Below are 26011 nucleotides of genomic sequence, written 5' to 3' on the forward strand. Positions count from 1 at the left end.
ACCTTGTTGCAAAAAGTTAGCAGGACGAGGGATCTGTCCGACTCGTCCTGCATATCGAGCGACAAATTAGGCTGAATGATAATGATTGTCAATTGAGAAGGAGAATTATTGATGCTGAGAGGTCCAGCGTGAGAACTGCGACCCGTTGCCGCGGTGTTCTGCTTTCCGGCGGGTCTGGATCAAGAGGCCGCTGACTAATTATTTGCCGGCGGTATCCGTTCTCAGGGATGAAGGTTTCGGGCGGCAGTCCCGATGCCGCACCGCATTCCGCAGGCCACCAGATACCACTAGCAAGCCGAATTTCAGGCAGGAAACCTCATGACCGACGCGTTCGAACTCCCCAGCACCCTGGCTCATGCCCTTCAGCGCCGCGCCGCGTTGTCGCCGGACCGTGTGGCCTTGCGCTTCCTTGCCGACGTCCCGGAGCAAAGTGTTGTACTGAGTTATCGCGACCTGGACCTGCGTGCCCGGACCATCGCCGCCGCCTTGCAGGCCGAAGCGGCGTTCGGTGACCGTGCGGTTTTGCTGTTTCCCAGTGGCCCGGACTACGTCGCGGCGTTTTTTGGCTGCCTGTACGCGGGGGTGATCGCGGTGCCGGCCTATCCGCCGGAGTCCGCTCGTCGCCACCACCAGGAACGCCTGCTGTCGATCATTGCCGATGCCGAGCCGCGCCTGTTGCTCACCCGCAGCGATCTGCGCGAGCCACTGCAAGCCATCGAGTCGGCTCCGCCGGTGCTGTGCGTCGATACCCTTGATCCGGCCCGCGCCGGGCAATGGCTGCAACCAAATCTGCAGGACCATGACATCGCTTTCCTGCAATACACCTCCGGCTCCACCGCATTGCCCAAGGGGGTGCAGGTCAGCCATGGCAACCTGGTGGCCAACGAATTATTGATCCGCCACGGCTTCGGCATTGATCTGAACCCTGATGACGTGATCGTCAGCTGGCTACCGCTGTACCACGACATGGGCCTGATCGGCGGCCTGTTGCAGCCGGTTTTCAGCGGCGTGCCCTGCGTGCTGATGTCGCCCGCGTACTTCCTAGCCCGGCCGTTGCGCTGGTTGGAGGCGATCAGCGAATACGGCGGCACCATCAGCGGCGGCCCGGACTTCGCCTATCGGCTGTGCAGCGAGCGGGTCAGTGAATCAGCCCTCAAGCGCCTCGACCTGAGCGGCTGGCGCGTGGCTTATTCAGGCTCCGAGCCGATCCGTCTCGACAGCCTGGAACGCTTTGCCGAGAAATTCGCGCCGTGCGGCTTCACGCCGGACAGTTTCATGGCGTCCTATGGCCTGGCCGAAGCCACCTTGTTCGTCGCGGGCACACCGCGCAGTCAAGGCATCCCGTCGTTGCAAATGGACGACACGGCACTGGCGCACCACCGTGCCGAGCCAGGGCAGGGCTGTACGGTGATGAGTTGCGGCGTGAGCCAGCCCGGGCATGCGGTGCTGATCGTCGAGCCCAACACGTTGCAGCCGCTGACCGACAACCGGGTCGGCGAAGTCTGGGCCTGCGGGCCGAGCATTGCGCATGGCTACTGGCGAAACCCTGAGGCCAGCGGCAAGACATTCGTCCAGTACGATGGCCGCACCTGGCTGCGCACCGGCGACTTGGGTTTCCTGCGTGAGGGTGAGCTGTTCATTACCGGCCGCCTGAAGGACCTGATGATCGTGCGCGGTCATAACCTCTACCCCCAGGACATCGAGCAAACCATCGAGCGGGAAGTGGAAGTCGTGCGCAAGGGCCGGGTGGCGGCGTTCGCGGTCGACGATGGCGGCGAGGAAGGCATCGGCATCGCGGCGGAAATCAGCCGCAGCGTGCAGAAGATCCTGCCACCCGAAGCGTTGATCAAAGCCATTCGCCAGGCGGTGGCCGAAGCCTGTCAGCAAGCGCCGAGTGTGGTGGTGTTGCTCAATCCGGGCGCATTGCCCAAGACCTCCAGCGGCAAGTTGCAACGCTCGGCCTGTCGGACCCGATTGGCCGACGGCAGTCTCGACAGTTATGCGCTGTTCCCGTCAGTCGAGGTTGAAGCAAGCCTTGACGTCCGCTCGTCATCGCCGTTGCAAACATTGATCGGCCAAGTCTGGTGCGAGCAGTTGCAGATTGAACACGTCCATGGCGACGATCATTTCTTCCTGTTGGGCGGTAACTCCATCGCCGCCACTCAAGTGGTCGCGCGGCTGCAAGAAAGGCTGGGGCTGGCGCTGAATCTACGCTTGTTGTTCGAAGCGCCGACCCTCGCAGCGTTCACGGCAGCGGTGGCGAATCAGCAACAGGCAGGTGGCGAGGCCCAAGGCGTGATCAGCCCGTTGCCGCGCCACGAAGCGTTGCCGCAATCCCTTGCCCAGAATCGGTTGTGGATCACCTGGCAACTGGATCCGGCGAGCAGCGCCTACACCATCCCCGGCGGCTTGCACCTGCACGGTGAGTTGGACGAAGACGCACTACGGGCCAGTTTCCAGCAACTGCTCGAACGCCACGAAGCCCTGCGCACACGATTTCTGGAGCGCGAGGGTGTCGCCCTGCAACAGGTCGATCCGGCCGGTGAGTTCAAGCTGCGCGTGATCGACCTCAGCGACCTGCCCGCCGACCAACGCGAAGCCCAGGCGCGGCAGATGCGTGACGATGAAGCGGCGCTGCTGTTCGATTTGCAGAAGGGCCCACTGTGGCGGGTCACCTTGTTGCGTCTCGATGAGGGTGACCACCAATTGTTGGTCACGCTACACCACATCATCGCCGACGGCTGGTCGATGAGCGTACTGATCGATGAGTTTGCCCGGTTGTATGCTGCTGCATGCCAGGGGCAGGTCGCCGCGTTGGCGCCGTTGCCATTGCAGTACGCCGACTACGGCAGTTGGCAGCGCCAGTGGTTGGCTCAAGGGGAGGCCGAGCGGCAGCTGACATACTGGAAACAGCAACTGGGCGACGAACATCCGACCCTCGCCCTGAGCACGGACCATCCCCGCAGTGCGCAACGCCAGCGCAGCGCCGCCCGCCATAGTCTGCGCCTGGACAAAGGCCTCGGCGATGCCTTGCGCCAAGTGGCCCAGGCCCACGATGCAACCCCGTTCATGCTGTTGCTGGCGGCCTTCCAGGCGCTGTTACAGCGTTACACCGGCCAATCCGACATCCGCATCGGCGTGCCCAACGCCAACCGTCCACGCCTGGAGACCCAGGGGCTGATCGGCTTTTTCATCAATACCCAGGTGCTGCGCGGGCAGATCGATTCGCGCCAGCCGTTTGCCGCACTGTTGGCCCAGGCCCGGGAGGCCACGCTCGGTGCCCAGGCCCATCAGGACCTGCCGTTCGAACAACTGCTCGAAGCGTTCCCCCAGGCGCGCGAGCAAGGTCTGTTCCAGGTGATGTTCAACCATCAACAGCGAGACCTGAGCGCCTTGCGTCGTTTGCCGGGGCTGTTGGCCGAGGAGTTGCCGTGGCACAGCCGCGAAGCCAAGTTCGACCTGCAACTGCACAGCGAAGAGGATCGCAACGGCCGGCTGACGCTGTCGTTCGACTACGCCGACGAGCTGTTCGAGGCTCCGACCATCGCGCGGTTGGCGATGCATTACTGCAACCTGTTGCACGCGGTCTGTGCCGATCCGCAGCAGGCCATCGGCGATGTGCCGTTATTGAGCGCCGATGAATACACCCAACAGCAGCAGTGGGGCGCGGCCCCGTGCGCGCCGGCCGGCCAATGGCTACCGGAGCTGTTGAACGAGCAGGCCCGGCGCACGCCGCAACGCACTGCGCTGCTGTGGGACGATGGCTGCCTGGATTACGCCGAGCTGCACACCCAGGCCAATCGCCTGGCCCATTACCTGCGCGACAAAGGCGTCGGTCCGGACGTGTGCGTGGCGATTGCCGCCGAGCGTTCGCCGCAGTTGCTCATCGGTGTCCTGGCGATCCTCAAGGCCGGCGGCGCCTACGTGCCGCTGGATGCCGATTACCCGGCCGAGCGTTTGGCCTACATGCTCAAGGACAGCGGCGTCGATCTGCTGCTGACGCAAACTGCATTGCTTGAACGCTTGCCCCTCTGCGAGGGCGTCAGCGTCATCGCCATGGATGCCTTGCACCTGGAGCAATGGCCGAGCAACCCGCCGGGCTTGCACCTGGATGGCGATCACCTGGCCTACGTGATTTACACGTCCGGCTCCACCGGCCAACCCAAAGGCGTCGGCAACACCCATGCCGCCCTGGCCGAGCGTCTGCAATGGATGCAGGACACTTACGGGCTGGACGAAACCGATGTGTTGATGCAAAAGGCGCCGATCAGTTTCGACGTGTCGGTGTGGGAGTGTTTCTGGCCGCTGATCACCGGTTGCCAACTGGTGCTGGCCGGCCCTGGCGAACACCGTGACCCGCACCGCATCGCGCAGTTGGTCCAACAATTTGGCGTGACCACGCTGCACTTCGTGCCGCCGCTGCTCAGCCTGTTTATCGACGAGCCCCTGAGCGCCCGCTGCACCAGCCTGCGCCGGGTCTTCTGTGGCGGTGAGGCCTTGCCGGCCGAACTGCGCAACCGCGTGCTGGCGCAGCTGCCGTCGGCGCAATTGCACAACCGTTATGGCCCGACCGAAACCGCCATCAACGTCACCCACTGGCATTGCAGCGTCGCCGACGGCGAGCGTTCGCCCATCGGCCGGCCGCTGGGCAATGTGGTGTGCCGCGTGCTCGACAGTGAACTCAACCCCGTGCCCGCCGGTGTGCCGGGTGAATTGTGTATCGGCGGCCTGGGGCTGGCTCGGGGTTACCTCGGGCGTCCGGGTTTGAGCGCCGAGCGCTTTATCGCCGACCCGCTGGGTGTGGCGGGCACGCGGTTGTATCGCAGCGGTGACCGGGTGCGCTGGAGCGCCGATGGCGTGATCGAATACCTTGGCCGTCTCGACCAACAGGTCAAGCTGCGTGGCTTCAGGGTCGAACCACAGGAAATCGAAGCGCGGCTGCTGGCCCAGGACGGCGTGGCCCAAGTGGCGGTGCTGGTACGCGAGACCTCGGCCGGCCCGCAACTGATCGGCTATTACACCGCTTGCGATGTCGGGCAAGATCAGGACCTCCAAAACGCCCGACTCAACGCCGCCCTGGCCGCCGAACTGCCGGACTACATGGTGCCCGCGCAATTGCTGCGCCTGGACGCCATGCCCCTGAGCCCCAGCGGCAAACTCGACCGGCGTGCCTTGCCCGAACCGCACTGGCAAGTACGTGAACACGTCGAGCCGGTCAGTGCCCTCGAGCAGCAGGTCGCTGGCATTTGGCGCGACGTGCTGGGGCTCGACCGCATCGGTCTGCGGGACGACTTTTTTGCCCTGGGCGGTCATTCGCTGCTGGCGACCCAGATCATTTCCCGCACCCGCCAGGCCTGCGATATCGAGCTGCCGTTGCGCACCTTGTTCGAGGCCAGCGAGTTGGGTGCGTTCGCCGAACAGGTGCGCTTGATAAAGGCCAGCGGCCAGACCAACCGGCAACCGCCGATCGAGAAGGTCGATCGCAGCCAACCGGTGCCGTTGTCTTATTCCCAGCAGCGCATGTGGTTCCTCTGGCAAATGGAGCCCGACAGCCCGGCCTACAACGTCGGCGGCATGGCGCGGTTGCGCGGGGTGCTGGATGTCGGGCGTTTCGAGGCGGCGTTGCAGGCGTTGGTCCTGCGCCATGAAACCCTGCGCACCACTTTCCCCAGCGTCGATGGCGTGCCCCGGCAACAGGTGCACGCCAACACCGGCCTGCGCATGGACTGGCAAGATTTCTCGACGTTGGCCGTCGATATTCGCCAACAGCGGGTGGAGCAACTGGCCGACAGCGAAGCCCACAAACCCTTCGACCTGGAAACCGGGCCATTGCTGCGGGTCTGTCTGGTCAAGACCGCCGAGCAGGAACATTACCTGGTGCTGACCCTGCACCACATCGTCACCGAAGGCTGGGCAATGGATATTTTTGCCCGGGAACTGAGTGCGCTGTACGAAGCCTTTATCGACGACCGTGAATCGCCACTGGAACCCTTGCCGGTGCAGTACCTGGACTACAGCGTCTGGCAGCGCCAGTGGCTGGAGTCTGGCGAGCGTCAACGGCAACTGGACTACTGGACCACACAACTGGGTCGCGAACACCCGTTGCTCGAATTGCCGGGCGACCGTCCGCGTCCGCTGGTGCAAAGCCATCGCGGTGAATTGTTCCGATTCGACCTCAGTGATGATCTCGCCTCCCGAGTCCGCGCCTTCAACGCGCAACAGGGCTTAACCCTGTTCATGACCATGACCGCCGCCCTGGCCGTGCTGCTTTATCGCTACAGCGGCCAGACCGACCTGCGCATCGGCGCGCCGGTGGCCAACCGCATCCGTCCGGAAAGCGAAGGGCTGATCGGTGCGTTCCTCAATACCCAGGTACTGCGCTGCCAGCTCGATGGGCAAATGTCGGTGGCTGAGTTGTTCGAGCAAGTGCGTCAGACGGTGATCGAAGGCCAGTCCCATCAGGATTTGCCGTTCGATCATCTGGTCGAAGCCCTGCAACCACCGCGCAGTGCCGCGTACAACCCGCTGTTCCAGGTGATGTGCAACGTGCAGCGCTGGGAGTTCCAGCAGAGCCGCACGCTGGCCGGGATGAGCGTCGAATACCTGGCCAACGACGCCCGGGCCACCAAGTTCGACCTGAATCTGGAAGTCACCGACCTGGACCATCGCCTGGGTTGCTGCCTGACCTACAGCACCGACCTGTTCGACGAACCGCGCATCGCCCGCATGGCCGGACACTGGCGCAATCTGCTGGAGACACTGCTGGCCGATCCGACCCAGCGGCTAAGCGAATTGCCGTTGCTCGATGCCCGCGAGCAGCAACAGATGCGCGACAGCCTCGGCGTCGAACCCGGCGAACACCGCCTGGATCAATGCATCCATCAACTGTTCAGCGAACAGGCCCTGGCGCGCCCCGACGCACCGGCCCTGACCTTTGCCGGGCAGACCCTGACTTACGCCGAACTCGAACGCCGTGCCAACCGCCTGGCCTGGATGCTGCGCGAGCGCGGCGTCGGGCCGCAGGTGCGGGTGGGCCTGGCCCTGGAACGGTCGCTGGAGATGGTCGTTGGCCTGTTGGCGATCCTCAAGGCCGGCGGCGCCTACGTGCCGCTGGACCCGGAATACCCGCTGGACCGTTTGCATTACATGATCCAAGACAGTGGCCTCGGTCTGCTGCTCAGCGACCGGGCGATGTTCCAGGCCTTGGGCCCATTGCCGGCCGGTGTAGAGGGCTGGTGCCTGGAGGACGATAGCCCGGCCCTGGCCGGCTACCCGGACCAGGCACCGCCGCTGATCAACCTGCCGCAGCATCAGGCCTACCTGATCTACACCTCAGGTTCCACTGGCAAGCCCAAGGGCGTGGTGGTGTCCCACGGTGAAATCGCCATGCACTGCCAGGCGGTGATCCAGCGTTTCGGCATGCGCCCGGACGATTGCGAGCTGCATTTCTATTCCATCAACTTCGACGCCGCCACCGAGCGCCTGCTGGTGCCGCTGCTCAGCGGTGCCCAGGTGGTGCTGCGCGCACAAGGGCAGTGGGACGCCGAACAGATCTGCGGGCTGATTCGCGAACAACGCATCAACATCCTCGGCTTCACCCCCAGCTACGGCAGCCAGTTGGCGCAATGGCTGGCGACCCAGGGACAAACCCTGCCGGTGCGCATGTGCATCACCGGTGGCGAAGCCCTGACCGGCGAGCATTTGCAACGCATCCGGGCGGCGTTCAAGCCGAGCCTGTTCTTCAACGCCTATGGCCCGACCGAAACCGTGGTCATGCCACTGGCGAGCCTGGCCCCTGAGCAACTGGAAGAGGGCGCGGCGAGTGTGCCGATTGGCAGCGTGGTCGGCGCGCGGGTGGCCTATATCCTCGATGCCGACCTGGCCCTGGTGCCCCAAGGCGCCACCGGGGAGTTGTACGTCGGCGGCGCGGGATTGGCCCAGGGCTATCACCAGCGTCCGGGCATGACCGCCGAACGCTTCGTCGCCGATCCGTTTGCCGCCGATGGTGGACGGCTGTACCGCACCGGTGACCTGGTGCGCCAGCGCGTCGATGGTCAGGTGGAGTATTTGGGGCGGATCGACCATCAGGTGAAGATCCGCGGTTTCCGCATCGAACTGGGGGAAATCGAAAGCCGCCTGCTGGAACATGACGCCGTGCGCGAGGCGGTGGTATTGGCGCTCGATCTGCCAGGCGGCAAGCAACTGGCCGGCTACCTGGTGACCGACGTCGATGAACAGGACACCGAGCAACAAGCGGCCCTGCGCGAAGCGCTGAAAAATCACCTCAAGGCTCAACTGCCGGACTACATGGTGCCCACCCACCTGATCCTGCTGGCGAGCATGCCGCTGACCGCCAATGGCAAGCTCGACCGGCGTGCCTTGCCAATGCCGGATCCTGAGCTCAATCGCCAACATTACCTGGCACCGAGCAGTGCCCTGGAGCAGGCCCTGGCGGCGATCTGGTGCGAGGTACTGAACGTGAAGCAGGTCGGCCTGAACGACAACTTCTTCGAACTGGGCGGCGACTCGATCCTGTCCATCCAGGTCGTCAGCCGTGCCCGGCAACAGGGCATTCACTTCACGCCCCGCGACCTGTTCCAGCACCAGACCGTGCAGGCCCTGGCCTGTGTTGCCAGCCACAGTCAGTCAGTGAGCGCTGAGCAGGGGCTGCTCGCCGGTGAGTCGGCGCTGACGCCGATCCAGCATTGGTTCTTCGATAGCAGGATTGCCAACCGTCACCACTGGAACCAGGCGTTGTTGCTGGAGCCGGCCATCACCCTGCAACCCTCCGTGCTGGAACAGGCATTGCGCAGCGTTTTCCAACAGCACGATGCGTTGCGCCTGGGCTTTGCCGACATGGCCGGGCATTGGCGCGCCGAGCACCGACCATTGTCCGAAGCGGCGCTGTTGCGGCAGGTGGACGTGGAGAGTGAGCAGGCCTGTGAAACGGTGTTTGCCCAGATGCAGCGCAGCCTGAATCTGTCGAGCGGGCCTTTGCTGCGCGCGGTGTTGGCGCAGTTGCCCGATGGCCGCCAACGTCTGCTGATCGTGATCCATCACCTGGTCGTTGATGGTGTGTCGTGGCGGGTGTTGATGGATGACCTGCAAACGCTCTACCGCCAGATCAGCGCCGGGCAAACCGCAGACCTGCCGGCCAAGACCAGCCCGTTCCGGGATTGGGCCGCGCGCTTGCAGGCCTACGCCGGCAGCGAGTCGCTGCGCGAGGAACTGGGTTGGTGGCAAGCGCGGTTGAGCGGCCCGGATGTGGCGCTGCCCTGCGCCCATCCTGACGGCGGGCTTGAGGAACGTCACGCCGAAACCGTCAGCGTGCGCTTGGACGCCGAGCGCACCGGGCAACTGTTGCAACAGGCACCGCGGGCCTACCGCACCCAGGTCAACGACCTGCTGCTCACCGCCCTGGCCCGGGTGCTGTGTCGCTGGAGCGGCCACGCATCGGCGCTGATCCAACTCGAAGGGCACGGTCGTGAGGCGCTGTTCGATGACATCGACCTGACCCGTACGGTGGGTTGGTTCACCAGCGTTTATCCGTTGCGCCTGAGCCCGGCGGGTGACGACTTCGGCACCTCGATCAAGGCCATCAAGGAACAACTGCGCGCGGTGCCTCACAGGGGCCTCGGTTACGGCGTGCTGCGCTACCTGGCTGACGCCGCGACGCGCCAGGCGATGGCCGGCCTGCCGCACGCGGCGATCACCTTCAACTACCTGGGGCAGCTCGATCAGACCCTGGGCCACGACGCGCTGTTCCAGCCGCTGGACGCTGCGTTGGGGGCGATCCACGACCCCGATGCGCCGCTGCCCAACGAGCTGAGTGTCGACAGTCAGGTCAGCGGCGGCGAGCTGGTGCTGCGCTGGACGTTCAGCACTGAGCGGCACGATCGCCAGGCCATCGCTGCGCTGGCCGATGCCTACCTCAATGAGCTGCAGGGTCTGATCGAACATTGTCTGACGGACGCGGCGGGCGGCCTGACGCCCTCGGACTTCCCCTTGGCGAAACTGACCCAGGCCCAACTCGACAGCCTGCCGGTGCCGGCCGCGCAGATCGAAGATGTCTACCCGCTGACGCCGATGCAGGAGGGCATGCTGCTGCACACATTGCTGGAGCCAGGCACGGGCCTGTACTACATGCAGGACCGCTACCGCATCAACAGCGAACTGGATCGGCAACGTTTCGCTCAAGCCTGGCAAGCCGTGATCGCTCGTCATGAAGCCTTGCGCGCGTCGTTCTGCTGGAATGTCGGCGAAGAAATGCTGCAAATCATCCACAAGCCTGGCAGCACGCCAGTGGATTATCTGGACTGGTGTGAAGTGCCCGAGGATCAGCAGGACGCCAAACTCCAGGCGTTGCTCAAGCACGAGCGCGAGGCCGGTTTCGATCTGTTGAACCAGGCCCCGTTCCACTTGCGCCTGATCCGGGTTGGCGCGGCGCGTTACTGGTTCATGATGAGCAACCACCACATCCTGATCGATGCCTGGTGCCGTTCGTTGCTGATGGAGGATTTCTTCGAGATCTACACCGCCCTTGGCGAACACCGCGAACCGCGACTGGCCGAGCCGCCGCGTTATCGCGATTACATCGGCTGGTTACAACACCAGAGTCTGGCCGAGGCGCGGCAATGGTGGACGCGCAACCTGCAAGGTTTCGAACGGACCACGCCGATCCCCACCGACCGGCCGTTGCTGCGTGAACACGCCGGTGACAGCGGCGGCATGATTGTCGGTGACTGCTACATCCGCCTCGATGTCCACGACGGTGCCCGGTTGCGCGAACTGGCCCAGGCTCACCAACTGACGGTCAACACCTTCGCCCAGGCCGCGTGGGCGCTGGTGCTGCGGCGGGTGAGCGGCGATCGGGACGTGCTGTTCGGCGTCACCGTGGCCGGACGCCCGGTGGAACTGCCGCAAATGCAACGCACCGTAGGCCTGTTCATCAACAGCATCGCCTTGCGCGTGCGGATGCCCGACGATCATCAGCGTTGCAGTGTGCGCCAATGGCTCAGTGAGTTGCTCGACAGCAACATGCAACTGCGCGAGTACGAATACCTGCCATTGGTGAGCATCCAGGAAGTCAGCGAACTGCCCAAGGGCCAACCGTTGTTTGACAGTCTGTTCGTGTTTGAGAACGCGCCGGTGGAAGTTTCGGTGCTGGATCGCGCCCAAAGCCTCAACGCCACCTCTGACTCGGGCCGCACCCACACCAACTTCCCGCTCACGGCGGTCTGCTACCCGGGGGATGACTTGGGGTTGCATCTGTCCTACGACCAGCGTTACTTCGATGAATCCACTGTCCTGGGCTTGCTGGGTGAGTTCAAGCGCTTGCTGCTGGCACTGATGGAAGGTTTTCACGGTGACATGGCCGAGCTGCCGCTGATTAGCGCCCAGGAGCAGGACTTCCTGATCGAAGGCTGCAACCAGAGCAAGCGTGCCTATGCGTTGGAGCAAAGTTACGTCGAGCTGTTCGAGGCCCGGGTCGCGGCCCATCCGCAACGGGTGGCCGCCACCTGCCTGGACAGGACGTACAGCTACGCCGAGTTGAATGCACGGAGCAACCGCCTCGGCCATGCCTTGATCGCGTCGGGCGTGGGCCTCGATCAACCGGTGGCGTTGCTGGCCGAGCGCGACCTGGACCTGCTCGGCATGATCATCGGCAGCTTCAAGGCCGGTGCCGGTTACCTGCCGCTGGACCCGGGCCTGCCGAGTCAGCGTCTGAGCCGCATCCTTGAGCTGAGCCGCACGCCGCTGCTGGTCTGCACCCAGGCCTGTCATGCCCAGGCGCTGGCGCTGCTGGACGAGTTCGCCTGTTCCGGGCGGCCGAAGTTGCTGGTGTGGGAAAGCGTCCAGGCCAGCGATGTTTCGCAGCAAAACCCTGGCATCTACAGCGGCCCGGACAACCTGGCGTACGTGATCTACACCTCGGGCTCCACCGGGTTGCCCAAAGGCGTCATGGTGGAACAACGCGGCATGCTCAACAACCAGCTCAGCAAGGTGCCGTACCTGGCCTTGGGCGAGACTGACGTGATCGCCCAGACCGCCTCTCAGAGTTTCGACATTTCCGTGTGGCAGTTCCTCGCCGCGCCGCTGTTCGGTGCCCGGGTGGACATCGTGCCCAACGTTATCGCCCACGACCCGCAAGGGCTGCTCGAGCATGTGCAACGCCAGGCCATCACGGTGCTGGAAAGCGTGCCGTCACTGATCCAGGGCATGCTCGCCCAGGACCGCATCGGCCTGGACGGCCTGCGCTGGATGCTGCCCACTGGTGAAGCGATGCCGCCGGAGCTGGCCCATCAATGGTTGTTGCGTTACCCGGACATTGGCCTGGTAAACGCCTATGGCCCGGCGGAATGCTCCGATGACGTGGCGTTCTTCCGGGTCGACATGGCTTCGACCCGTGGCAGCTACCTGCCGATTGGTACGCCCACTGACAACAACCGTTTGTACTTGCTCGATGGCGCGCTGGACCTGGTGCCGCTGGGTGCGGTGGGCGAGTTGTGCGTCGCAGGCACCGGGGTAGGGCGCGGCTACGTCAGTGACCCATTGCGCACTGCCCCAGTGTTTGTGCCCAACCCGTTTGGTGCGCCAGGGGAGCGCTTGTACCGCACTGGCGACCTGGCGCGGCGGCGTCGCGACGGCGTGCTGGAGTACGTCGGACGCATCGATCATCAGGTGAAGATTCGTGGTTACCGCATCGAGCTGGGGGAAATCGAAGCGCGCTTGCATGAACAGCCCGAGGTGCGCGATGGGGCGGTGGGGGTGCAGGAAGGCGCCAACGGCAAGCATCTGGTGGGCTATCTGGTCGCCGCCGATTCGGCATTGAAGCCCACCGAACGCCTGGAACGCATCAAGCAGCGCCTGCGCGCCGAACTGCCGGAGTACATGGTACCGCTGCACTGGCTGTGGCTTGACCGCTTGCCCCTCAACGCCAACGGCAAACTCGACCGCAACGCCTTGCCGGCCCTGGAAATCGGCCAGTTGCACAGCCAGGATTACCAGGCGCCAGGCAATGAGCTGGAGCAGACCCTGGCGGACATCTGGGCCCAGGTGCTCAAGGTCGAGCGGGTGGGGGTGCGAGACAATTTCTTCGAACTGGGCGGCCACTCGTTACTGGCGACGCAAATCGCTTCGCGGGTGCAAAAGGCCCTGCAACGCAATGTGCCGCTGCGGGCGATGTTCGAGTGCAGCACGGTGCAGGAACTGGCCGAATACATCGATGGGCTGGCGGCCAGTGAAATAACCGAGGAGAAGGTGGATCGGTTGAATGATTTGATGGCGCAATTGGAAGGATTGTAGTTCTGCGGCGTCTATAAGAGGCCTCATCGCGAGCAGGCTCGCTCCCACAATGTGGATTTGTGATCGACGCAAATCCCCGGTGGGAGCGAGCCTGCTCGCGATGGCGTCATTACTAACACCGCAAAGCCCACGGTTGACGCCTCGCCCCGTACGGCTCAGTCTCCCAAGGCTTTTTCTCCATTCAACACAAGGAGGTCTCAATGCCTTTTGCAACCCTTGATGGGCAATCACTTCACTACCTGGACCAAGGCCAGGGCCCGGTGGTGCTGCTGGGCAGCAGCTACCTGTGGGATCACACCATGTGGGCACCGCAGATCGAGGCACTGTCCCGGCATTACCGGGTGATCGCCCTGGACCTTTGGGGCCACGGCCAGTCCGGGCGTTTGCCTGAGGGCATGACATCCCTGGACGATCTGGCTCGCCAGGCACTGGCGTTGATGGATCATCTGGAGGTCGATTGCTTCAGTCTGGTGGGGCTTTCGGTGGGCGGGATGTGGGGCGCACGGCTGGCGCTGATGGCGCCCAAGCGGCTTGAGGCGTTGGTGTTGATGGACACTTACGTGGGGGTCGAACCTGAACCGACTCGCCAGTATTACTTTTCGCTGTTCGACAAGATCGAAGCCAGCGGTAGCATCCCCGAGCCGTTGCTGGACATTGTCGTACCGATCTTTTTCCGGCCGGGCATCGATCCGCAGTCAGCGCTCTACCAGCAGTTTCGCGCCACACTGGCCGCACTGCCGACCGACCGCCTGCGCGACAGCGTCGTGCCGTTGGGACGGATCATTTTTGGTCGGGACGACATCCTGCCGCGCCTGCCTGAGCTCGACGCCGGGCGCACGCTGGTGATGTGCGGCGACCAGGACAAACCGCGACCACCGTCCGAGGCGCTGGAAATGGCTGAGCTGATCGGCTGCCCGCATGTGCTGATTCCAGAGGCGGGGCATATCTCCAACCTGGAAAACCCGGAATTCGTCACCCGAGCCTTGCTGGAGTTTCTGCGCAGCTGACCTGACGCCATCGCGAGCAGGCTCGCTCCCACATTTTGATCTGTGCCTGACGCTGAATTTGTCGTCGCCACACATCCCCTGTGGGAGCGAGCCTGCTCGCGATGAGGCCCTCTAGGTCGATCTCACTTCGGCCCGAGAATCTTCACCAGCTTGTCCGGCGCCGGTGCGCCTTGCTGCTGTTGCAGTTCGCCCTTGTCATCCAGGTAGAAAATCGCCGGGGTGGCGGACAGTTCCAGTTCTTCCATCAACTGCAGGTTGGCGTCCAGTTTTGCCTGGATGGCCGGCGGTATGTTCTTGAGGGGTTTGAGCGCGCTGCCCTTGCCGGCCTTCTCGTGGGTTTCCAAGGCCTGCTCAGGGTCCTTGGCCGCCAGCAATGCGGCGGATTTTCCTGGGCTGTCTTCACGGATGATGCCCACCATGATGTGGCGTAACTGCACCTTGCCGGCTTTGACCCATGGCCGTGCCTGTTCCCAGAACATGTTGCAGTACGGGCAGTTCGGGTCACTGAACAGATAGACGGTGCGCGGCGCGTCCTTGCTGCCGTCGGCGATCCAGTTGCTCGCTTCCATCTTCCCCCAGATGGCCTTGGCCATTGGGGCATAGACCAGCTTTTGCAGCGGCTCGGCGCTCAGGTCCTTGCCGTCGGCGTCGTACAGGTTGCCCAGCAAGACATGCTGGCCATCGGGTGTCAGGTACAGCGCCATCCCACGGTTCTGGTATTGCGCCGCGTAACCGCGCAATCCGTCCGGCGCCTCGAACGTGCCGACGATTTTCGCGCCCTTGGCTTCGATTTTCTTGATGGCCGCGGGCAGTTCTTCGGCGTGCAGCAGCGGTGCCTGCGACAGCGTGGCGGCGACGGCCAGGGTCAGCAAGTGGCGGAGGCGGGGCATGAGGGTTTCCTTGTGGCGGAGTGGGGAGCCGAGGTTGAATCCGGCGTTTCGAAGTTCTCCAGGGCGCGGGCCAGGCTCGCTTCTGACAATTCGCCCAAGTGACTGTCCAGCAGGCGGCCGTCGGCGCTGTAGAACAAGGTGGTTGGCAGTGCCATGGAACCGACGGCTTGACCGAGGCGACCGCTGCCATCAAACAGCACGTTGTCCAGGCTCAAGCCCTGGGTGGCCAGATAAGTGCTGACGCTTTGCATGCTTTCGGCCTGGTTGACGAACAGGAACGTCAGGTCCGGGCGCTGCTGCTGGGCCTCTTCCAGCACGGGCATTTCGCGCCGGCAGGGTGGGCACCACGTGGCCCAGAGGTTGATCACCAGGGGCCCGCCCTGATAATCGGTGAGTTTCACCGTCTCGCCGTTGGCGTTACGCAGATTGATTTCCGGCAGTCGGGTGCCTTGTTCATAGATCGTCAACGACATCGTCGCCACCAGCCAGAACAACAGGCCGCTGCCCACGCCGAAACCCAACGGCCGGCGCAAGGCCGGTCGGTGCCGGCTCCACAGCAACGCGCCAATCACCAGCGCGACAATCCCCGGCCAGGCCAGGAAACCGCCGTCGCGCAGGTCGACGATCTGCCACAGGTCATCCTGGTAGTGGTTCCAGTAGGCGCCGACGAAGCCGATCCGTGCGGCCAGAAGCCCCAGCAAAAACAGCACGAACAGCACCGATTCCGGGTTTTCGCCACCGCGCTTGGCTACTCGCCAGCCCACCAGGGTCGCCAGTGCCAACGCGCTGATCAGCAATAGATGGTTAAGCGCAATGGCAAAGGTGCCGAGGGTAAACGTCAGCATCAGCGCGCGTTCCGAGTCATGTTCCAGTGCTCCAGGAATTCCTTGGCATTGACTTCCCCGGTGATCCGCTGGCTGCGCCGCTCTTGACCGTCGGCGCCAATCCACAGCAGGCTCGGTGGCCCCGGCACTTGATAGCGGCCCAGCAGTTCGCGACTGGCGGCATTGTCGGCGGTGACGTCCAGACGCACCAGACGTACGTCTTTCAAGGCGTCCAGCACATCGGCGCGGCCGAACACCTGTTTTTCCATGATCTTGCAGGACACGCACCAGTCGGCGTAGTAGTCCAGCAAGACCCATTGGCCCTGGGCCTTGGCCGCATCCAGTTCCCGCTGCAGGGCGGCAGGCTCGCTGACCGTGATAAAGGCATCATGGGTGCTGACGGCCGAGCTTTCCGAGGTGCCTGCATAGACCTCCAGGGGCTGGAAGAAATCATCGCCGCCACCCGCCGCGCCGATCACCAGCAGGCTGCCCCACAGACCGAACAGCAGCGACGCGCTGCCGCATACATAGGCTGTGCGACCGAAACCTTCGGTCTGCCGCCAGGCGCTATAGGCGGCAATCAACAACAGCGTGCCCCACAGGCCGATCCACAGCGAGCCGTCGATGACCGGGCGAATCATGAGGATCGCGGTGCCCAGGAACAGGAAACCGAACACGCCCTTGAGCACATTCATCCAGGCGCCGGGTTTGGGCAGGAAACGATTGCCCACGGTCACCAATAGCAACAGCGGCAGGCCAATGCCCACGCCCATGGCGAACAGGATCAGCCCGCCGTGCAACGCATTGCCGCTTTGGGCGATGTACAGCAGCGCACCGGCCAGCGGGGCAGTCATGCACGGGCCCACCAACAGGCCGGACAAGGCTCCGAGAATGCCGGCGCCCACCAGGCTGCCGCCGCGGCGTTGGCGTCCGGCACTTTCCAGGCGGTCGCGCAGGGCGGCCGGTAACTGCAATTCGAAAAAACCGAACATCGGTAGCGCCAGCACCACGAAGATCGCCGCGAAAGTGCCCAGCAGCCACGGTTGCTGCAGCAGCGCCTGAAGGTTGGCCCCCAGCAGCGCGGCGATTACGCCCATGGCGGCATACACCAGGGCCATGCTGATCACGTAGCTGATGGCCAATGCCAATCCACGCCGAGGGCTGGCACCGCTGCCCACCACCACCCCGGCCAGGATCGGCAGCATGGGCAGCGAGCACGGCGTAAACGCCAGCAACAGGCCCAGGCCAAAGAACACCAGCAGGCTCCAGCCCAAGGCCCGTTGCTGCAGGCCGCTGGCCAAGGCCTGGTCCGGCGCCTCACCATTGGCAACCGCTGGTGCAGTGCCACCCAGGTCCACCACTTGGGTCTGGGGCGGATAACACAAGCCCGCGTCGGCGCAGCCCTGGAAGCCGACCTTGATCTTGCCGGTGGCGCCGGCGGGAATCTTCAGTTCCAGCGCCTGACGATAAACCTGTTGGTCGCCAAAAAACTCGTCGCTATGGGCTTCACCCTCCGGCAACTTCGGCTTTTGCGCCTCGGCAAGACCGTCGAATTTGAGTCGCTGCTGATACAGGTAGTAGCCGTCGGCAATCTGCCAGAACAACTGGGTTTCACCGGAGTCCAGGCGTTCGGAGGTAAACACGAAGGCCTTTTCCACCGGCAGGAAATCGGTTTTGGTCTCGAAGGGATTGGCGGCCTGGGCCAGGCCCGAGATCAGGAGCAGCCACAGAAAAAACAATCGACGCATGGATAAAGCCTTAGAACGGAGCAAGTGGAATGCACGATGGCGACTGGCGATTAACCGTCGATTAACCCGGCGACGATCGGCAGGTAGCAATGATCGCCCATGTTTGCCGTACTCGTCGCATAATGTCGGCTTAATCGGCCGGCGGCCTAATGTACCTTTTTCCACGGGGCTTACCATGCACGTACTGGTCTGCGAAGACGATGAGTTGATCGCCAGCGGGATCGTCGCCGGGCTCACGGCCCAGGGCCTGACCGTCGAACACGTCGCCACGGCGTCGGCGGCGCGGGCGATGGTTGGCGTGGCCCGGTTCGACGTCATGGTGCTGGACCTGGGGCTGCCCGACGAGGATGGCCTTAAATTGTTGCGCCAATTGCGCCAGCAAGGTCTGGAGATACCGGTGCTGATCCTCACCGCCCGGGACTCGGTGACCGACCGGGTCGACGGCTTGCAGGCCGGTGCCGATGATTATCTGCTCAAACCCTTCGATCTGCGTGAACTCGCGGCGCGCCTGCACACCTTGCTACGGCGCGTGGCGGGGCGCAGCGTCAATCTGATCGAGCACGGCCGCCTGACCTACGACCCCAGCAGCCGGGAAACCACCCTCGGCGGACAGCCGGTGGACCTTTCCCGGCGTGAGCAGTCATTGCTGCAGGCGCTGTTGCACAGTCGCGGTCGGGTCCTGTCCACCGAGCAACTCAAGGACAGCGTCTACGGGTTCAATGACGAACTGGAAAGCAACGCCCTCAACGTCCATATCCATCACCTGCGGCGCAAGCTCGGCAATGGCATTGTCGAGACGGTCCGCGGGCTGGGTTATCGGCTGGGGCCGGCCGACGGCGGGGAGTCCTCCAAGTGATGAGCCTGCGATTGCGCCTGAGTCTGACCCTCGGCGCGGCCTTCGCCCTGATCTGGGCCCTGGCGGCGGCGTGGATGCTCAGTGATCTGCGCAACCAGATGATGTTTTCCCTCGACCAGCGGCTGGTGGCTTCGGCGCGGATGGTCGCCGGGCTGCTGGAACAGATGCCATTGCCCAGCAAAGGGGAAGGCACGCACCTGAAAACCGAGCAGGTGAGCATTCCGGGGGGCATGGCTTGCCAGGTCAGCTCCTTGCGGGGGGAGATCCTGGCCCGCAGCCATGGCACCCCAGACCAAACCCTGGAAGCCGAGAAGCTGGGCTTTCACGACCAGATGATCGACGGCGCGCCCTGGCGCAGTTTCACCCTGGCCCGAGGGGATTTGCGCATCACCACCGCCGACCGCCAGATCGAACGCGAAGCCTTGAACATGTCGGTGCTGTTGGCGGCCTCGGTGCCGGTCGGCGTGGCGCTGCTGGGCTGCCTGTGCCTGTTGTGGCTGGGCATCGGCCAGGGTCTGGCACCGCTCAATCGCATGCGCGATGCATTGATGCGACGCAATGCCGACTCCCTGGAGCCGTTGCAGATCCATCCGCTGCCCAGCGAACTGCGGCCGTTGCTTGAGACCCAGAACCAGCTGTTCCAGCGGATCGGCAAGACCATTGAGCGCGAGCGCCGGCTGACCGGCGATGCCGCCCATGAACTGCGCAGCCCATTGACGGCCATCAAGACTCACCTGCAAGTGGCGCGCATGACCGAAGGCGTCGCCCGCGATCAGTCCCTGGCCCGGGCCGAGGAGGGCGCCGACCGCTTGCACCGCACCCTCGAACAGTTGTTGCTGCTGGCCCGGGTCGAGGGCAGCCTGTCGTTCGACGATGGCGTGCAGTGCAACGCCGAGCAAGTGGCGCGACTGGCGATCCAGGATGCGACCGGCGGCGCTCCCCAGCGGATCAAGCTGCATTTGGCACCCGGGGTGTCCGACGCGCCGGTGCAAATGCCGGCGGTGCTTTCCATCGCCGCCTTGCGCAATCTGCTGGACAACGCCTTGCGGCATACGCCGGACGGGACCGAGGTGCAATTGAGCCTGGAAATGATTGGCCAGCGTGTACGCTTCCAGGTTCGCGATCATGGTCCCGGCATTGACGCCGACGATATCCAGTACCTGACCCAGCGCTTCTGGCGCAACGGCCAGAGCACCGGCTGCGGACTGGGGTTGGCGATTGTCCAGGCCATCGTCCAGCGTTGTGGTTGCGGTCTGCATTTCGACAGCCGTCCGGACGGATTGCGGGTTGAATTGACGATGCCTGTACAGGTGGGTTAACCCAGGTCTACCGGGGAGCTGCATACATCCGTTGTAACGACCTGCCATTGGCGCACCCACCTCATCCGAGGCTATGTTTTTCTCAGCTCGACTCAAGGACTGAGGAACACCGCGCCATGGAACCACTCATTGAAATCAGCACCGCCACCCCCAGCGATGCCGGCATCATCAGCCGGATCGCCGAACGCTCCATCCGCCTAGGATGTGCCGCCGAACACCGTAACGACCCGCGCATCGTGGCAGCCTGGATACGCCACAACACCCTCGCTCACCTACAACCCTTACTGCTCGACCCAAGGTTGCGCCTGACCCTGGCGCGTTTGCAGGGGCGGCTGGTGGGCACCGCCATGGCCTCGGTTTCAGGCCGGATCGCGTTCTGCTATGTGCAACCGGAATGGTTTCGCCGCGGTGCCGGGCGAGCGCTGGTACGGGACATCGAGGCGTGGTTGCGCGGTCGCGGGGTCGTCCAGGCGACCCTCAACAGCACACGCAGCAGCCACGGGTTCTATCGACACCTGGGGTTCAGGCAAAGCGCCGAGGCGTTCGCCATCGGCGGTGTCACCGCCATTGCCATGCACAAGCCACTGGTCGAGCCTGCGGGGGAAAGTTCGATTCCAGAGTAAATCCTTGCCGCGCCGGTGCGTTTCCACAACAGGAAGCCTGCACGTGCGCCCCGACCGGATGCGCACCTGCCCGGTGTGCCATTTGGGTCACTACTACAGTGTATTGCGGGGTCGAGAGATGTCAGTCGCCAATAGTCTTATCGAAGCACAGCCGGCGCGGGTCAGTTGCGCGCCGACCGAGACGCTCTACCAATTCAACGAGTCGCCGCTGCTGGCCCGCCAGAGCCGGCAGGAGTCCAACGCCCGCAGCTATCCACGGCGCATTCCCTTGGCCCTCAAGCGCGCCAGGGGTTTGTATGTCGAGGACGTCGAGGGTCGCACTTTCATCGACTGCCTGGCCGGGGCCGGCACCCTGGCCCTGGGGCATAACCATCCGGTGGTGATCGAGGCGATCCAGCAGGTGCTGAGCGATGAGTTGCCTTTGCATACCCTGGACCTGACCACGCCGGTCAAGGATCGCTTCGTCCAGGACCTGTTCGGCCTGTTGCCGGCGGACCTTGCCGCCGAGGCGAAGATCCAGTTCTGCGGCCCCACCGGCACTGATGCGGTGGAAGCTGCTCTCAAACTGGTGCGCACGGCCACCGGGCGCAGCACCGTGTTGTCGTTTCAGGGCGGTTATCACGGCATGAGCCAGGGGGCGCTGAGCCTGATGGGCAGCCTGGGACCGAAGAAACCCTTGGGCGCCTTGCTCGGTAACGGTGTGCAATTCATGCCTTACCCCTACGATTACCGCTGTCCGTTCGGTTTGGGCGGTGCCTCGGGGGTGAAGGCCAATCTGCATTATCTGGAAAACCTGCTGACCGACCCCGAGGCCGGCGTGCAATTGCCGGCGGCAGTGATTGTCGAGGTGGTGCAGGGCGAGGGTGGGGTCATACCGGCCGATCTGGATTGGCTGCGCGGGTTGCGGCGCATCACCGAGCAGGCGGGCGTGGCGTTGATTGTCGACGAGATCCAGAGTGGTTTTGGCCGCACCGGTAAAATGTTCGCGTTCGAACACGCCGGCATCATTCCAGACGTGGTGGTGCTGTCCAAGGCCATCGGCGGCAGTCTGCCGCTGGCGGTGGTGGTTTATCGCGATTGGCTCGACACCTGGCTGCCGGGAGCCCATGCCGGGACCTTCCGTGGCAATCAAATGGCCATGGCTGCCGGTTCCGCGGTGATGCGTTATCTGGTGGAACACAACCTGCCGGCCCACGCCAGCGCCATGGGCGATCGCTTGAGCGAACACCTGCACGTCCTGCAGCGGGATTTTGCGCAACTGGGCGATATCCGTGGACGCGGGCTGATGCTTGGCGTCGAACTGGTTGACCCGGCCGGAATGCCGGATGCCTTGGGCCACCCGCCGGTAGATGCGCGCTTGGCGCCACGGTTGCAACGTGAATGCCTCAAACGCGGGTTGATCCTGGAGTTGGGTGGCCGGCAGGGCGGCGTGGTGCGTTTCCTGCCGCCGCTGACCATCACAGCGACGGAGATCGACCGGGTTGCCGAGATTTTCGGACGCGCCTTGAAGGCTGCCGTTGCCCAAGCCTAATTTTCACCCGGCTCCAAACGTTCCTTTCATACCCTGGCTGCGCATGCGCCGCAGTGAACCTCGAACAAAGATGGAGAGACACCCATGACTTCAGTATTCGACCGCGAGGACATCGTCTTTCAGGTCGTGGTCAACCACGAAGAACAGTATTCGATCTGGCCTGAGTACAAAGCCATCCCCGAAGGTTGGCGTGCGGTTGGCAAAAGCGGCTTCAAAAAGGACTGCCTGGCCTACATCGAAGAAGTCTGGACCGACATGCGTCCCTTGAGCCTGCGCAAGAAAATGGATGAGCAGGTGGCGGTAGTCCATTAATGCAGAGCATGTAAGGACGCCTCAACCCCTGTGGGAGCGAGCCTGCTCGCGATAGCGGTGGATCAGCGACATTAATGTTGGCTGGCACTCCGCTATCGCGAGCAGGCTCGCTCCCACAGGGTTTTGTGTTGTTGCGGGTTACTTGAACCGCCGCTCCACCCCTTTCTCCACCAGGATCTTCGCCGAAATCTCTTCCACGGAAAAATGCGTGGAGTTGATGTGGGGAATGTTCTCCCGCCGGAACAGGTTTTCTACCTCGCGCACTTCGAATTCGCACTGGGCGTAGCTCGAATAGCGGCTGTTGGGCTTGCGCTCGTTGCGGATCGCAGTGAGGCGATCCGGATCGATGGTCAAACCGAACAGCTTGTGCTGGTGGGCGCGCAGGGCGCTGGGCAGTTGCAGGCGCTCCATGTCGTCCTCGGTCAGCGGATAGTTGGCCGCGCGGATACCAAATTGCATCGCCATGTACAGGCACGTCGGCGTCTTACCACAGCGCGACACACCCACTAGGATCAAATCGGCCTTGTCGTAATAATGCGTACGGGCGCCATCATCGTTGTCCAGGGCGAAGTTGACCGCCTCGATGCGCTCCATGTAGTTGGAGTTATGACCAATGGAATGGGACTTGCCGACCGAGTAGGAGGAATGCTCGCTCAGCTCCTGCTCCAGAGGCGCCAGGAAGGTGGAAAAAATGTCGATCATGAAACCATTGGAGGTTGCGAGAATCTCACGGATGTCCTGATTGACGATGGTATCGAAGATAATCGGGCGGAAACCGTCGGTTTCGGCGGCTTTATTGATTTGCTGTACCATGGCCCGCGCCTTGTCGACACTGTCGATGTACGGACGTATGAATTTGGCGAAGGTAATGTTTTCGAATTGCGCCAACAGGCTTTGGCCCAGTGTTTCGGCTGTAATGCCGGTGCCGTCGGAGATAAAGAAAGCAGATCGTTTCATTTGCGCCTTGGGCCCTAGTGAGCTAGTGACGATTCTTGGATATGATAGGCGCGATTTGCCGGCCGCCAGTGGCCCGCATTCTCACTTATTTTCCAGGTCCAGGCCATATCGCCGGTATTCGCTCCCCTGGAGCCACCGGTGCCTTGAGCTTTTCCAACACAGTTAGTGGAGAGATCACCTTGGTAGAGTACGTAGTTTCCCTCGATAAGCTCGGCGTCCATGATGTAGAGCATGTGGGGGGCAAGAACGCATCCCTGGGCGAGATGATCAGTAACCTCGCCGGTGCCGGCGTATCGGTGCCAGGTGGCTTCGCCACGACGGCTCAGGCTTATCGTGACTTTCTGGAACTGAGCGGCCTGAACAAACAGATCCACGACGCGCTCGATGCCCTGGACGTCGATGACGTCAACGCCTTGGCCAAGACCGGCGCCCAGATCCGCCAATGGATCATGGAAGCCGAGTTTCCCGAGAAGCTGAACGCCGAAATTCGCACCGCCTTCGCCAAACTGTCCGAAGGCAATCCCGACGTTGCCGTCGCCGTGCGCTCCTCGGCCACCGCCGAAGACCTGCCGGATGCCTCCTTCGCCGGCCAGCAGGAAACCTTCCTGAATATCCGTGGCGTGGAAAACGTCATCCGTGCCGCCAAGGAAGTCTTCGCTTCCCTTTTCAATGACCGTGCCATTTCCTACCGTGTGCATCAGGGCTTCGACCACAAACTGGTCGCCCTGTCTGCCGGTGTGCAGCGCATGGTCCGCTCCGAAACCGGCACCGCCGGGGTAATGTTCACCCTCGACACCGAGTCGGGTTTCCGTGACGTGGTGTTCATCACTGGCGCCTACGGCCTGGGTGAAACTGTCGTACAAGGCGCGGTGAACCCGGATGAGTTCTATGTCCATAAAGGCACACTGGAAGCCGGTCGTCCGGCCATCCTGCGCCGTAACCTGGGCAGCAAGGCCATCAAAATGATTTACGGCGACGAAGCCAAGGCCGGTCGTTCGGTCAAGACCGTCGACGTGGACAAGGCCGAGCGCGCGCGCTTCTGCCTGAGCGACGCCGAAGTCAGCGAGCTGGCCAAGCAGGCGATGATCATCGAGAAGCACTACAAGTGCCCGATGGACATCGAATGGGCCAAGGACGGTGACGACGGCAAGCTGTATATCGTGCAGGCCCGTCCGGAAACCGTGAAGAGCCGTACCCAGGCCAATGTCATGGAGCGCTATCTGCTCAAGGAAACCGGCACCGTGCTGGTGGAAGGCCGTGCCATCGGCCAGCGCATCGGCGCCGGCAAGGTGCGGATCATCAAGGACGTCTCGGAGATGGATAAGGTCCAGGCCGGCGATGTGCTGGTTTCCGACATGACCGACCCGGATTGGGAACCGGTGATGAAGCGCGCCAGCGCCATCGTCACCAACCGCGGCGGACGTACCTGCCACGCGGCGATCATCGCCCGTGAACTGGGCATTCCGGCTGTGGTCGGTTGCGGCAACGCCACTCAGTTGCTCAAGGACGGCCAGGGCGTCACCGTGTCCTGCGCCGAAGGCGATACCGGCTATATCTTCGAAGGCGAACTGGGCTTCGACATCAAGAAGAACTCCGTGGACGCCATGCCGGACCTGCCGTTCAAGATCATGATGAACGTCGGCAACCCGGATCGCGCCTTCGACTTCGCGCAACTGCCGAACGCGGGTGTGGGCCTGGCCCGCCTGGAATTCATCATCAACCGCATGATTGGCGTGCACCCCAAGGCGTTGCTGAACTACGACGGCTTGCCGCCGGAGATCAAGGACAGCGTCGACAAGCGCATTGCCGGTTACAACGATCCGGTCGGTTTCTACGTCGAGAAACTGGTGGAGGGCATCAGCACCCTGGCGGCTGCGTTCTGGCCGAAAAAGGTCATCGTGCGCCTGTCGGACTTCAAGTCCAACGAATACGCCAACCTGATTGGCGGCAAGCTCTACGAGCCGGAAGAAGAAAACCCGATGCTGGGTTTCCGAGGCGCTTCGCGTTACATCAGCGAATCGTTCCGTGACTGCTTCGAACTCGAGTGCCGCGCCCTCAAGCGTGTGCGCAACGAGATGGGCCTGACCAACGTCGAGATCATGGTGCCGTTCGTGCGCACCCTGGGCGAAGCGAGCCAGGTTGTCGACCTGTTGGCGGAAAACGGCCTGGCCCGTGGTGATAACGGCCTGCGCGTGATCATGATGTGCGAGCTGCCGTCCAACGCGATCCTCGCTGAAGAATTCCTTGAATTCTTCGACGGTTTCTCCATCGGCTCCAACGACCTGACCCAGCTGACCCTGGGCCTGGACCGTGACTCCGGCATCATCGCGCACCTGTTCGACGAGCGGAACCCGGCGGTCAAGAAGCTGCTGGCCAATGCCATTGCCGCCTGCAACAAGGCCGGCAAGTACATCGGCATCTGCGGTCAGGGCCCTTCGGACCACCCGGACCTGGCCAAGTGGCTGATGGAGCAGGGCATCGAAAGCGTTTCGTTGAACCCCGACTCCGTGCTGGAGACCTGGTTCTTCCTGGCTGAAGGTCAGGCTGCGGTCTGATCGAGTGAAGGGGCCTCACCGGTGATGTAAGCCGGGTAACCTTTGTGGGAGCGAGCTTGCTCGCGATAGCGGAGTGTCAGCCAA

Annotated in this window: 12 protein-coding genes; 8 read left to right on the forward strand and 4 right to left on the reverse strand. The window is 63.2% G+C overall.

Annotated features, from left to right (window positions below; translation table 11 throughout):
- Nucleotides 1–318: 318 nt before the first annotated feature.
- Both GKKCFE_RS07200 and GKKCFE_RS07205 read left to right on the forward strand, forming a co-directional pair.
- Nucleotides 319–13305: a non-ribosomal peptide synthetase gene (locus tag GKKCFE_RS07200; RefSeq protein ID WP_445577666.1), complete on the forward strand. Its 12987-nt coding sequence runs from the start codon at nt 319–321 to the stop codon at nt 13303–13305.
- 200 nt (nt 13306–13505) lie between these two features.
- The gene (locus GKKCFE_RS07205; protein ID WP_439125610.1) at nt 13506–14312 is read left to right on the forward strand and encodes an alpha/beta fold hydrolase; all 807 of its coding nucleotides are present in this window, start codon (nt 13506–13508) and stop codon (nt 14310–14312) included.
- A 122-nt stretch (nt 14313–14434) separates the two neighbouring features.
- Here the strand turns inward: GKKCFE_RS07205 and dsbG are convergent, their stop codons facing one another.
- The 3 genes from dsbG to dsbD are packed head-to-tail and all read right to left on the reverse strand — an operon-like array spanning nt 14435 to nt 17774.
- Complete coding sequence (dsbG, locus tag GKKCFE_RS07210) at nt 14435–15202, reverse strand: thiol:disulfide interchange protein DsbG (RefSeq protein WP_047227132.1); 768 nt, start codon at nt 15200–15202, stop codon at nt 14435–14437.
- Nucleotides 15178–16047, reverse strand: coding sequence for a TlpA disulfide reductase family protein (locus tag GKKCFE_RS07215; RefSeq protein WP_107322187.1), 870 nt, complete (start codon nt 16045–16047; stop codon nt 15178–15180). Before GKKCFE_RS07215 ends, dsbG begins: the two co-directional genes overlap by 25 nt.
- Nucleotides 16047–17774 (reverse strand): protein-disulfide reductase DsbD, encoded by a 1728-nt coding sequence (dsbD, locus tag GKKCFE_RS07220; protein WP_445577667.1) that lies wholly within the window; start codon nt 17772–17774, stop codon nt 16047–16049. The genes GKKCFE_RS07215 and dsbD overlap by 1 nt, the downstream gene beginning before the upstream one ends.
- A gap of 175 nt (nt 17775–17949) precedes the next feature.
- Here dsbD and GKKCFE_RS07225 point away from each other — a divergent pair, with 175 nt between their 5' ends.
- The 5 genes from GKKCFE_RS07225 (at nt 17950) to GKKCFE_RS07245 (ending at nt 22415) form a co-directional block, all read left to right on the forward strand.
- Complete coding sequence (locus GKKCFE_RS07225) at nt 17950–18630, forward strand: response regulator (protein WP_139050745.1); 681 nt, start codon at nt 17950–17952, stop codon at nt 18628–18630.
- Nucleotides 18627–19949, forward strand: coding sequence for an ATP-binding protein (locus GKKCFE_RS07230; RefSeq protein ID WP_107322189.1), 1323 nt, complete (start codon nt 18627–18629; stop codon nt 19947–19949). The genes GKKCFE_RS07225 and GKKCFE_RS07230 overlap by 4 nt, the downstream gene beginning before the upstream one ends.
- 116 nt (nt 19950–20065) lie before the next feature.
- Nucleotides 20066–20572 (forward strand): GNAT family N-acetyltransferase, encoded by a 507-nt coding sequence (locus GKKCFE_RS07235; protein ID WP_139050744.1) that lies wholly within the window; start codon nt 20066–20068, stop codon nt 20570–20572.
- A gap of 118 nt (nt 20573–20690) precedes the next feature.
- Nucleotides 20691–22103: an aspartate aminotransferase family protein gene (locus GKKCFE_RS07240; RefSeq protein ID WP_047227280.1), complete on the forward strand. Its 1413-nt coding sequence runs from the start codon at nt 20691–20693 to the stop codon at nt 22101–22103.
- Nucleotides 22104–22187: 84 nt separating this feature from the next.
- Nucleotides 22188–22415 (forward strand): MbtH family protein, encoded by a 228-nt coding sequence (locus tag GKKCFE_RS07245; RefSeq protein ID WP_047227138.1) that lies wholly within the window; start codon nt 22188–22190, stop codon nt 22413–22415.
- 138 nt (nt 22416–22553) lie between these two features.
- On the opposite strand, the gene ppsR is transcribed toward GKKCFE_RS07245, so the two are convergent.
- Complete coding sequence (gene ppsR / locus GKKCFE_RS07250; RefSeq protein WP_003199510.1) at nt 22554–23372, reverse strand: posphoenolpyruvate synthetase regulatory kinase/phosphorylase PpsR; 819 nt, start codon at nt 23370–23372, stop codon at nt 22554–22556.
- 179 nt (nt 23373–23551) lie between these two features.
- Between ppsR and ppsA the strand changes: the two genes are divergently transcribed.
- Complete coding sequence (gene ppsA / locus GKKCFE_RS07255; RefSeq protein WP_047227140.1) at nt 23552–25927, forward strand: phosphoenolpyruvate synthase; 2376 nt, start codon at nt 23552–23554, stop codon at nt 25925–25927.
- Nucleotides 25928–26011 lie beyond the last annotated feature (84 nt).

This window comes from Pseudomonas sp. E141, from assembly GCF_052659885.1.